The organism is Streptomyces prasinopilosus (genome assembly GCF_001419695.1).
GTDB classification, from domain to species: domain Bacteria; phylum Actinomycetota; class Actinomycetes; order Streptomycetales; family Streptomycetaceae; genus Streptomyces; species Streptomyces prasinopilosus.
This window is the reverse complement of sequence record NZ_LIRG01000151.1, coordinates 18,861-29,606: the sequence shown is the minus strand read 5'-3', so window position 1 is coordinate 29,606 and position 10,746 is coordinate 18,861. Positions and strand designations below refer to the sequence as shown.

Genomic DNA, 10,746 nt, shown 5'->3' with positions numbered 1-10,746 from the left:
CCGCCGCGGCGGCCGGAGCCGTCGCGCTCCCCGTCTTCGGTGCCGCCCCCGCCCTGGCCCACGACCGCGGCGGAGAACACGGCCACGGCCACGGACATGGCCACGGTCACGGCGGGCAGGTGCTCGTCCCGCCGCACAAGCGCGGCATCATCCTCTACACCGTCCGCGACGCCACCGGCCGCGACCCCCTGTCCACCGACCTGCCCTCCGGCTTCCGCGAGGTGTTCAAGCAACTGGCCCGCCACGGCTACCGCCAGGTGGAGTTCGCCGGCTACAACCAGCACGCGAACGCACCCGGCGGCGCCAGTCTCGAATCCGTCGCGGGAGCCAGACTGCTGCGCTCCTGGCTCGACGACTACGGCCTGCGCGCCCAGGGCAACCACGGCTTCATCCCGTCCTCCTGGCCACTGACCACGGCGGACCTGGACACCTTCAAGAAGCACCTTGAGATCGCCAACATCCTCGGCCTGGACCACATGGGCACCGGCGGCGACCCCACTAGCAGCTCCCACCGCGCCGACTGGGACGTGGCCGCCGACAAGTGGAACGCCCTCGGCGCGATCGCCCGCCGCGAGGGCGTCAAGCTCTACACCCACAACCACGACGGCGCCTACGGCTTCCTGCTCGACGGCGGCCCCCTGGACGACCAGGGCCGGCCGACCCGCAGCTCGGGCATCCGGAAGCTGGAGTACTTCCTGAAGGTCACCGACCCGAAGCTGGTCTGGCTGGAGATGGACATCTTCTGGGCGCACGTCGCCCAGTACAAGTTCCACACGTACACCGCCCACGACGGCTCCACGCGCCGGAACGTCTTCGACCCGGCCGGCCTGGTCGCCCGCAACAACAAGCGCTACCCGCTGTTCCACGCCAAGGACGGCGTCGTCAGCACGACCAACGGAATGGGCTACGAGATGGTGCCCTTCGGGACCGGCGTCATCGACTACACGACGTTCTTCTCCCGGGTCGGGCAGCGGAACTACCACAACCCGATGGTCGAGGACGACAACGCTCCGAGCGCCACCGACCCCGGGCAGTCGCTGCGCGAGGCCAAGATCAGCTACGACAACCTGGCGGCCCTGCGCAAGCGACGCCGCTGACGGGGGACAGGACCGGGAACACCGGCCGGGCGGTTCCCCCGAGGACCGGCCCCTGCCGTGACGAGGGCGGGAGGACCTGCCCCACCGCGGTCCGGCCCTCCGTCCGGCGGCACGGAAACGCAGGTGAAAGGCACTGCGAAAGCTTGGTATGGTTGTCCACGTCGCCGCAGGGATCACCCCCTGACACGGCGGCGAGACACCTGGTCCGGGTGGCGGAATGGCAGACGCGCTAGCTTGAGGTGCTAGTGCCCTTTATCGGGCGTGGGGGTTCAAGTCCCCCCTCGGACACTCATACACGAAGACGAAGACCCAGACACGCTTGTCTGGGTCTTTCTGCTCTCCCGGCGGATTCCGATCCGACCCCGCGGTTCCGGTCCTCCCGCCGGTCGCGCACGCCTTGCCTCCCGTTGCCGCAGGCCGGGCGCCGCGGCAGGGCACGGCGCCTCACCGCACCCGGCCACCGTGTGTGACGGCGCCCATGCAAGCCGTGGGCGGGAGCGGGGAGGCGGAGGAGGAAGGAACCGAGGGCCGGCGGTTTCCCGGGTCGACCGGATCGACACACGCGCTCGGACGACCGGCTCTCAGGGACCTTCGTCCTCCCGCAAAGGTCAGAAGTGGTCGATCGTCTCTCCCGGGGGCACCCGGTAGCAGCCGGATGCGACGTTGATCCCCAGACTCGGTGTCTCGTCCTCGGCGTACTGGACGATCCAGGCGCTGACCTTCTTCGCATCGTTGTCGGCGACCAGGTTCAGTGCCTTGTTAGGACTGTTGTCGCGGTACATCTTCTTGACCACCCAACCGCCCGTGTCCAGCTTCTCCTTCAGGTTCTCCATCGCCACGTCGAGGTCGGCGGGCTTCGTCGGCGCGAAGTTCCAGGGATGGTAGACGGTGAAGTACGTGTCCGGGTCCTTTCCCTCGCACTGTTTGACGCCGGGGCCGGGCTCGGACGCCTTGCCGGGGACGCCGGCGAACCGGTAGATCTCGCTGGACACCTCCTTCACGGCGGAGACCGCCTCATCGACCGTTGCCGTGCCCGCGTCGGGAAGACCTCCGGCAGCGGCCTCCTGGGAATTGTCGGCGGTGCCGCCGGGGGAGTCTGTGTTGTCGTTGTCGGTCATGCCACATCCGCTGAGGAGAAGTCCGGTCAGGACGAGAGCGAGGGTCAGGGTCAGAGGGAAGCCGCCCCGGTGGTGCGGGGCCTGGGTGGGGCGTGGTCCGTAGAACATGGAGGTCCAGAATCTTCGTCGAGGGGGTGACACGACGGCACTCGGCACCGTCATGCCGTTTTACTCGGGAGTGGTCACGTAGCCGTACTTGCCGACCACCACCAGCGCCTGGTTCTTCAACGCGGTCGTGCCCCGGTCCCAGTACTGGCTGTGACCCGTGGCCCCGGTGGTGGCCGTGGGGCCGGCTCCCTCCGGGCCAGTGTTCATCTGGTTCGCCCCGAAGGCCTCCTCGTCACTGGGGATGAGGAAGACGCCTCCGCCGAGACTCCAGTTGCTGCCGCCGTGCCCCCAGCGGCCGATGTCCGGCACGGGGTCGTCCTCGGCCTCCTGGTTCCAGACGTGCCCCCTGGGCACGTCCATCTCGTCTGCGTGGCCCACCTTGACGCCGGGACTTCCAGCCAGGATCACGTCGTCGGCGTTGAGGGTGCCGGTCTCGGCGGCGGCTCCGATGAGGGTGGTGCCGTACGAGTGTCCGATGGCGGTGCGGTGCGGCTCCCCGGGACCGGAGTGGGAGGCGTCGAGGCCGTCCATGAACCGCCGGTACGCGGGTGCGCCGTCGTAGGCGTAGTGCTCGAAGGGGGCGTCCTTGACGATCGACTGGGGTGCGTCGTAGCCGAGCCAGGTGATGGCCGAGACGGAGGCGTCCGGTGACGTCTGGCTGGTCTGGCGCCACAGTTCGGTCATCCGGTTGATGTCGCCGCCGATCTTCTCCAGGTTCGAGGTGGTACCCGGTACGTAGACCGCCTGGTGCTGGGCCGTGTCGGGGTTGCCGGTCGCGACGACGGCCCGGCCGTTGCCCTCCGGGCTGAAACCGAGCAGATACGCCTCGGGGAGTCCTTCTTTGCCCGTTTCGTCGAAGCGGCTCTGGAGGGCATTCATGCCTTTGAGTGACGCGGTGAGGTGGCGGTGTTCGTCACCGTACTTCCGGTGCCATTCCACCCATTCGTCCGTGTGGACCTTGGACGGGTACGGGCCTGCCGTGATCCACGTCCACTCGTTGGCGGGCGGCTTCGGGATCGAGTCGAGCCTGAGCCGGTACTCGGAGCGCTTCTCCTCGAACACCACGCGGTTCGCCTCGTCCCTGACGTCGGCGGGCAGGCCGTCCAGCCTCCCCACGAGATCGGGACGGGTGGCGAGATACGCCTCGCGCTCGTCGGCGGTGAGCCCCTTCCACCAGTCCGCGTTCTGCCGAGGGGTGGCGTCCTCGGGCGGGCCGCCGAGGGACGCCAGGTAGTCCTTGCCCGCCTCGCGGACCCCGCCCATGTCGGACTGGGCATCCTCGAGGTCCTCGTCGGACACGGTCAGGTCGTCGTCGGCCTTCAGGGCGCGGATCTTCGGTGCCCACTTCGCGTCTGCCTCCGTCGCCTCCCTGAGGGCGTGGGCGATGCGGTCCGCGATGGCCAGGGCCCTGGCATGGTGGGGATTGGGATCGGCGTTCGCGGCCTGGCGCGCCAGGGCCTGGGCCGTCGGGTCGCTGAGGCCGCCGACCGTGCCGCCTTGGGCCGGCGACGCGGCCCCGTCCCGAGACGGTCCCTCCGGGTAGCTGACGCTGCCGTTCGCACCGACGGTGAACTTCGCTGCCTCCGCGTCGTCGAGCGCGGACAGAAGCTTCTTCCGGGCGGCGTCCAGGTCGTGGGCGAATCCGTTGAGCGCCGTACTGACCAGGCCGCATTCGATCTGCGTGTAGTGGAAGTTGGCCGAAAGCTTCCGCAGCTCTCCGACGGCCGCATCCAGGGACTCGCCCTGGAGGGACTTGCGCATGCCCGGGACGACGACACGCTCGATGTGGTCCTTGGCCGTGTCGGCCATGTCACCGGCGGCCCGGTAGCCGTCGGCGGCCTCCCCGAACTCCGAGGGCTTCAGCTTTCTCAGGGTCGCGAGGTCCATGGCGCCGGTCACCGCCCGGAAGTCCGGCCGCCCACGGCGGGTGTGTCCGCGAGTCGGATGTCGATGGCGTCGAGTGCCGACCGTACGGCGTCGTCCGTCCTCAACAGGTCGTGCCCGACTTGTTCGAAGACCTTCTTGATCCTGGCGCAGCGGTCATCGACGCCCTTGAGGTAGGAGGCCCAGGAGTCGTGGACCTCCTTCTGGGCCCCGGCCGACAGGCATCCGGTCGCTTCACCCAATCCCTGTTGCCCGTCCTGCAACTTCTTCACGGCCCTGTCGACGTCGCTTCCCAGCCCGCCGATCTCCTCCCCGGCTTTGTTCCAAGCCGTCCTGCTGGACAGGAGCCCTTTGGTGACGCTGCTCGGGGACGTGGACGGGGCCGGCCCGTCACCGGGCGGAAGCTGGTTGAGCAGCATCTGCGTACCGTGCTGCTGAGTCGCTCCCTGCTTGAGTTGTTCCCACTCGTCCCATGCCATGCGTCGTTCCTCCCCGTAGCCCCGGGCTCCCCGGGGCGCCCGGCAGCTTACACAGGAGATCGTCGGCGGCTGTCGGCTGTTTCCCGCCAGGCCGTCCCTCGCGAACCGCCCTGTCCGAGGTGCACGACAGGTCCCACGCGGGCCCGGTGCCGGGCGATCCGGCGTGCGCCTGGTGGGGCGCTGGGCTCGGGCACGGGACGGAATGCTCACCGCCGCCGCCCACACGGTCTTGCCGGGCCCCCGCGGTGGTCGGTGACGCCCCGGTCATCGGTAAGGGCGGCGACGAGGAGGAGGCCGCGGCCGGACTCCGACCCGGCGTCGGGTGCCGTGCGAGCGGCGGTGGTGGGCCTGCGTTCCGCGCGGGTGTCGGAGACCTCCACGCGCAGCCGCCCGCCGTCCGTCCCGGCGGCGGCCGGACGTGGAAGTCCCGGCCGGGGACCCGCCCGTGCTGCACGGCGTCGGCACACCACTCGGCGGTGGCCAGGACCAGCGTCTTGTTGACGTCGCCTCGTGAAAGGGGCCTCCCCCTGCCGGGCATGAGCCGTAGTGCGAGCGGGGGCGCGTCGCCGCAGGGGCGTGCCCCTCACTGATCGCATGCGCCGCCGGGAAAGGCCCTGGACATCTGACGCGTCGTCATTTCCCCGTCATCACGGAGACGCGCTCACGGGAGGACGATGTCGCGGCCGGGTCCGCCTTCGAGGGTGTCCCTTCCGGTGCCACCGCAGACGAGGTCGTCACCGCCTTCGCCGTCCAGTGTGTCGTTGCCGGCGCCGCCGAAGAGGATGTCGCGGCCGTCCCCGCCCAGGGCGTGGTCGTCGCCGGGGCCGGCGTACACGGTGTCGTCACCGCCGTAGCCCTCGATCATGTCGTCGCCCCGGCCGCCCCACATCCGCTGGTTGCCGCCGTCACCCATCAGGTGGTCCATGCCGTCGCCGCCGTGCAGGACGGCGGGTCCCATGACCATGTCGTCCCCCGCGCCGCCCAGCACCGTGCGTGCGGTGTGGGCGTGCAGTTCGTCGTCACCGGGGCCGCCGTCGACGGTGCCGATCCCGGGGGTGAAGGCGGCGATCGTGTCGTTGCCGTCGCCGAGGGAGACGTCGATCCTGTCGGGCCGTGGGCTGTCGGCGGGCAGTTCGCAGACGACGGAGGTGGTGTCCTCGGCCCTGGAGTACGCACAGTGGTCGCCCGGTTCGAGCGGGACCACGTCGCGGAAGCCGATCCGCCGGATCCCGTCGCTGGTGTACATGGAGAATATGTTGAGGTCGTTGGTCTGCCCTGCGGCGGCGGTGAAGACGATCGACTGAGTTGCCCAGTCGGCTCCGACGCGGGCCTTCGCCTCGGTGGCGGCGGCTGCCGGGCCGACGGCGAGGCCGGCGGTGAACAGGGCCACGGCGACCGCGCTGACGGCGGCTCGGTTTCGGTTCATGGGACCTCGTCTCGGTGGAGTGACGGTGGACCGACCTGCTTGGCGTGGTGCTGCCGGAAACCGGGCGGACCCGATCGTGAAGGCAGTCTCCTCTGCTGCTCCGGATCCGCAAGACCGCGCATCGACGCGGTGTCATGGTGAGCCGAGGGGAACCGGCGACGACCGAACCGCAGCCCACGCCGCCCGCTCACCGCGGGGGCGGCCCTGTCCGGAATAGCCGTGTCAGCAGACGTGGAACGGACCCGGGCGTGATCAGCCAGGCATCTTCTCCATAACCCGGCTGACGGTCCACCGGGAAGTGTTCCGGCACCTGGTCCGTGAGCGTCTTGAGGCCGCGGCAGCCCAGGTGAAGGGGAGCGCGCCCAGGCTGATCCGCGGTGCCGGCGGCTTCTCTCGCTACGGCATCCACGTTCCAGTGCCGTCGGTTCAGGTCCGAGGAGTACGCACGTTCCCGCTGCGTGCCGTCGGCCGCGTTCCCCGCCCGAGGCGCCCCCCAGTCACCGCTTCTACCAGGCAACTCATCCGGCGAGGCCGACTCGGGTGCACGGAAGCGGCACCATCGGGACCCGGGTTCTCGCGTGTCGGGGAACTGGGCAGCCCTCACGCCGGCACCAGGTCCCGTTGCCCTGCTGCGAACGCCCCTCCCGGCATCGCCCCCCACACCGGTCCAGGCAGCATCCTCGCTTTCCGGTCCCGGGAACGGTTCTGCATCCCGGCTCACGGCGAATTCCCTGCTCACAACCCACTCATATGATCAACTCCGTTTGTTTCATTGACATTTCACTCGGAAGACGTACCGTTGGGAGCGCTCCCATGACAGCCTTGCAACTGGAAGGAGTTCCCCCCACATGCGCAAGAAAAGTTCCTTGACCGAGCGTTCGCGGTCGTCGCTCCGCCGGCCTCTCCAGGCGCTGGTCATGGTCTTCGCCGTAGTGGTCGGCGCACTGGCCTGGTCGACCCCCGCCCAGGCTCACGGCACCATCATCAACCCCGCCTCCCGCGCGTACCAGTGCTGGAAGACGTGGGGCAGCAACCACACGAGCCCGGCCATGCAGACCGAAGACCCCATGTGTTACCAGGCGTTCCAGGCCAACCCCGACACCATGTGGAACTGGATGAGCGCGCTCCGCGACGGCCTCGGTGGCCAGTTCCAGGCGCGGACCCCCGACGGGACGCTCTGCAGCAACAACCTCTCGAGGAACGCCAGCCTGAACAAGCCCGGGCAGTGGAAGACCACCCCCATCAGCAACAACTTCACTGTCCACCTGTACGACCAGGCGTCCCACGGTGCCGACTACTTCAAGGTCTACGTGAGCAAGCAGGGCTTCAACCCCAAGACCCAGACCCTGGGCTGGGGCAACCTCGACTTCATCACGCAGACCGGCCGCTTCGCCCCGGCGCAGGACATCACGTTCCCCGTCCAGACCTCCGGCTACACCGGACACCACGTCCTGTTCGTGATCTGGCAGGCCTCGCACCTCGACCAGGCCTACATGTGGTGCAGCGACGTGAACTTCGGCTGAGCCGGGGAGCGCCGCACACGACACCGGCCTCTGCCGGGCGCCGGTGACCCGCCGCCCGGTCGACCGGGCCCCGTCGGGGCAGGGGACCCACGTGGTCACCCTGCACCGGCGGGGCTTCCTGCGCTCCCGGCACTGTGACCGGAGACCTCTGCCGGGTCGCTCGTCGGGCTGGATGTCAGGACGCCGTGGGGACAGGGGCGGGTCCGGCACCACCGGTGAGGGTCCGCCGGCCGACCGAGTGAGCAGGAAGGGCGGAAGTCGAAGTGGATCGTTCCGCGAGGAAGCACCGGTTCGGTGCGGTTCCGGCGGGCGATGATCTGCAGGCAAGGCCCGCCCTGCGGACCCGTCGGACAGACCCTGGTCGTCGAACCCGGAGTCTGCCCTCTCGGCACGGGCGCCGCGGGCCCCGTGGAGAGCGGTCGAAGTGGTGGACGGCGGCGGCGAAGTCCGCGATCCGCTCGCCCGGGGCCGGCCCCTGCCGCTGGTCGTCGGCCCTTCCTGGTGTCACGTCACCGAACGGACCGAACGGGCCGAACGGCGACTGCGACCGGTGCCCCAGGGTCACGCCTCGTCCCGGACGAGGTTCCGGCGGCGGCGATCCGCCCTGGAATCGCAGGGCGTTGCTTCACCCCACGCGCACCTTTTCCGCGGAGCCTGTGCGCTCCTCCCCGGCCCGTCCGGAGCACCCCGTTCCTCCAGGACACCCGGTGTTCCGGGCCGGGACGCCCGCGGACACCGCCGTCGGCCGGCTCGCGAGGAGATTTCACCGAACCGTTGAAACACAACTGATTGATGGTTGATGGTTCATCTAAAGCTCCTTCACTTCGGAGCCCTGACCGGAAGGAACCACGACACGATGAAGAGCCGATCCAAGAAACTGGTGCTGGGTGCCGCGGCGGCCGTCGCGGTGAGCCTCGCACTCCCGGCGACCCCCGCCTTAGCCACCGAGGAGATCGACTGCGGCGCCGGTACGGATTCCGTGAGGGTGACGTACCTGGAGAACGGCGCGGAGCGCAGCCGGTGCTGGACCGGACCCGGCGACGTCCCGCTCGAACAGGGCGGTGTCACTTCCTTCTCCTCGGGCGCCCACGAGGTGGTCGTCTTCTGGAGGACGAACTTCGGGTGGGACGTCGCAGTGCTCCCGCCCCATACTCTGGCCCCCTTCAGCGGCGCCGACACCTACCACGTCTACGGTTTCCACGTCAGGTAACCGCTGACGGCGGCCGGCCGGTCCGCCCGGGCCGGGCCGGCCGTTCGCGACGCACACGGTGACGAGGGGTGCTCGCCACCCGGCGGCCGGCGGAACATTCTCGTCCGGGACAGTCCGGGACAGTCCGGGAAATCCCTGGATAGTCCGGGACCGTTCGACGCGGGGGCGGTACGCGCCGGAGAGCGCGTCCAGCTGCCGAGTCCGTCGGCCGCACGCATCAGCACGGTGGAAGCGCAACGCCGCGGCGCGGCCGACGGCCGACCGGTCGTCCACCGGCACGCGTTTCTGCACGGGCGGAGCCGGTCCCGTGCGCGCGGTCGGGCCGTGTTGTCCCGATCGGTTCACGGTGCCGTCCCGGTCGTGCTCCGGCGGAGTGCGCACACCGGGGTCTCGGTTAGCGTTCCTTGCCGCAGGGGCGTACGTCCGTACGGTCGGTACGGCGTGGGCCCTGCTTGTTGTGTTCGGGCTCTGACGCATCACGGGGGTAGGAAGCATGGCCACGGGAAACGGCACGATGCACGACGGATCGGTCAGGCCGTCCGGGACGTCCCGGACGGCCTCCCGCCGGCGTGTGCTCCGGCTGGCCGGCGGCGGTCTCGCGCTGGCCGCCCTGACCGCCGGTACGGTCGGCTGCGACGAGGGAGCGGTGGACGTCGAGGGATCCGGAGGCGCCGGCGGTGAGCAGCCGAAGGGCGACGACAAGAAGCCCGGCGACGGCGACGGCGACGGCACGGGCGGGGACGGCAAGGCCCCGAAGCCGCTGTGGACGAAGACGACCTCGGCCGAGACCTACGGGGACAACGACGAACTCGTGGTCGCCGCCGGCGTCGTGATCGCCAGCGGCAGCCCACTGGCCGCCCTCGACACCGCGACCGGCAGGCAGAAGTGGTCCCTGCCGGGCGGCACGGTCCCCGGAGCGCCCCTGCTCCTCGGCAAGGACACGCTGTACCTGGCCAGTGGCCGGTACGACGGCACCGTCACCGGATACGACCCTGCCTCGGGCAAGGAGACCTGGCGCAGCCGCCTGGGCAGGGGCTACCGGCAGCCGCAGCCGATCGCGGTGGACGAGAAGCAGGTGTACGTCATCGCCGAGATCCTCGAGGACGACGGTTCGTCGAAGACCAACGTCATCGCGGCCCTCGACGGCACCACCGGCAGGATCGCCTGGAAGGAACAGCGCGACCTCGGCACCGTGCAGAACGGCATCCACGCCGCCGTCCGCGGCCGCCGCCTCGTCTACACCGACTTCAAGAAGAACCTCACCGTGCGCGACACCGCCACCGGCGGCCAGGTGTGGACGCGGAAGACGACCGAGACGAACTACGGCTTCTTCGCCGTCCACGAGGACCTGGTGATCGTCCCGCAGGGGAAGAAGCTCCAGGCCTTCGCCCTCTCCGACGGCAAGGAGAAGTGGTCACTGGAAGCGTCGGACCTCGCCCTCTTCAGGGAGCCGGCCGTGGTGGAGGACGTGCTCTACATCGCCGACAGCGCCAGGACGGTACGGGCCGTCGATCCGCGGACCGGCAAGCCGCTCTGGCAGTCCGAGGCCCTCGCGGACGCGGGACTCCAGGTGCCGCGCCAGTACGTCAAGGCGGGCGGCACCCTCTACGGCGCCACCGACCTGGACGAGAAGGGCGGCGTCATCGCGCTGGACGCCGGGACCGGTGAGGTGCGCTGGACGTTCAACGACGGCAGCGGCGACCACCACGCCTGGCTGGTGGCGACCGACGGCGAGCGCGTCTTCGCCCTGCACGGCAGCAAGCTGCACGCGCTGCCGGTGTGACGCACGGGCCGGACGGCCGGACCGGCACACCGGCGGGGGCCGTGCCACCGGCACTGCACCGGGGCAGCTCGGCCGTTTTGCTGAGCCTTCGGCATCTACGGGAGGGTCGTACGCCCGG

The 10,746-nt window shown here is 70.0% G+C and carries 8 protein-coding genes and 1 tRNA gene; 5 read left to right on the top strand and 4 right to left on the bottom strand.

Annotation, left to right across the window (positions count from 1 at the left end; translation table 11 throughout):
* The coding region (locus AOK18_RS07800; RefSeq protein ID WP_055693850.1) for a sugar phosphate isomerase/epimerase family protein at positions 1-1,097 on the top strand (1,097 nt) is incomplete at its 5' end.
* Positions 1,098-1,300: 203 nt separating this feature from the next.
* Positions 1,301-1,385, top strand: a tRNA-Leu gene (locus tag AOK18_RS07795).
* 320 nt (positions 1,386-1,705) lie between these two features.
* On the opposite strand, the gene AOK18_RS07790 is transcribed toward AOK18_RS07795, so the two are convergent.
* From AOK18_RS07790 to AOK18_RS07775, 4 genes are all read right to left on the bottom strand, one after another.
* Positions 1,706-2,323, bottom strand: coding sequence for a hypothetical protein (locus AOK18_RS07790; protein WP_055693845.1), 618 nt, complete (start codon positions 2,321-2,323; stop codon positions 1,706-1,708).
* A 60-nt stretch (positions 2,324-2,383) separates the two neighbouring features.
* A complete protein-coding gene (locus AOK18_RS07785) occupies positions 2,384-4,210 on the bottom strand; it encodes an alpha/beta hydrolase (RefSeq protein ID WP_055693849.1) in 1,827 nt (608 codons plus the stop codon).
* An 8-nt stretch (positions 4,211-4,218) separates the two neighbouring features.
* Complete coding sequence (locus AOK18_RS07780) at positions 4,219-4,686, bottom strand: hypothetical protein (RefSeq protein ID WP_055693844.1); 468 nt, start codon at positions 4,684-4,686, stop codon at positions 4,219-4,221.
* A gap of 661 nt (positions 4,687-5,347) precedes the next feature.
* On the bottom strand, positions 5,348-6,112 hold the full coding sequence (locus AOK18_RS07775; protein WP_055693843.1) for a calcium-binding protein: 765 nt from the start codon (positions 6,110-6,112) through the stop codon (positions 5,348-5,350).
* A gap of 848 nt (positions 6,113-6,960) precedes the next feature.
* Here AOK18_RS07775 and AOK18_RS07770 point away from each other — a divergent pair.
* From AOK18_RS07770 to AOK18_RS07760, 3 genes are all read left to right on the top strand, one after another.
* The gene (locus AOK18_RS07770) at positions 6,961-7,635 is read left to right on the top strand and encodes a lytic polysaccharide monooxygenase auxiliary activity family 9 protein (RefSeq protein ID WP_478078838.1); all 675 of its coding nucleotides are present in this window, start codon (positions 6,961-6,963) and stop codon (positions 7,633-7,635) included.
* An 856-nt stretch (positions 7,636-8,491) separates the two neighbouring features.
* Positions 8,492-8,845, top strand: a complete 354-nt coding sequence (locus AOK18_RS07765; RefSeq protein WP_055693842.1) for a hypothetical protein — start codon at positions 8,492-8,494, stop codon at positions 8,843-8,845.
* A gap of 514 nt (positions 8,846-9,359) precedes the next feature.
* Positions 9,360-10,628, top strand: a complete 1,269-nt coding sequence (locus AOK18_RS07760; RefSeq protein WP_055693848.1) for a PQQ-binding-like beta-propeller repeat protein — start codon at positions 9,360-9,362, stop codon at positions 10,626-10,628.
* Positions 10,629-10,746 lie beyond the last annotated feature (118 nt).

Excerpts from the sequence above, each read along its gene's own strand:
- AOK18_RS07790 (WP_055693845.1), bottom strand. The coding sequence starts at position 2,323 with ATGTTCTACGGACCACGCCCCACCCAGGCCCCGCACCACCGGGGCGGC.
- AOK18_RS07785 (WP_055693849.1), bottom strand. The coding sequence starts at position 4,210 with ATGGACCTCGCGACCCTGAGAAAGCTGAAGCCCTCGGAGTTCGGGGAG.
- AOK18_RS07780 (WP_055693844.1), bottom strand. The coding sequence starts at position 4,686 with ATGGCATGGGACGAGTGGGAACAACTCAAGCAGGGAGCGACTCAGCAG.
- AOK18_RS07775 (WP_055693843.1), bottom strand. The coding sequence starts at position 6,112 with ATGAACCGAAACCGAGCCGCCGTCAGCGCGGTCGCCGTGGCCCTGTTC.
- AOK18_RS07770 (WP_478078838.1), top strand. The coding sequence starts at position 6,961 with ATGCGCAAGAAAAGTTCCTTGACCGAGCGTTCGCGGTCGTCGCTCCGC.
- AOK18_RS07765 (WP_055693842.1), top strand. The coding sequence starts at position 8,492 with ATGAAGAGCCGATCCAAGAAACTGGTGCTGGGTGCCGCGGCGGCCGTC.
- AOK18_RS07760 (WP_055693848.1), top strand. The coding sequence starts at position 9,360 with ATGCACGACGGATCGGTCAGGCCGTCCGGGACGTCCCGGACGGCCTCC.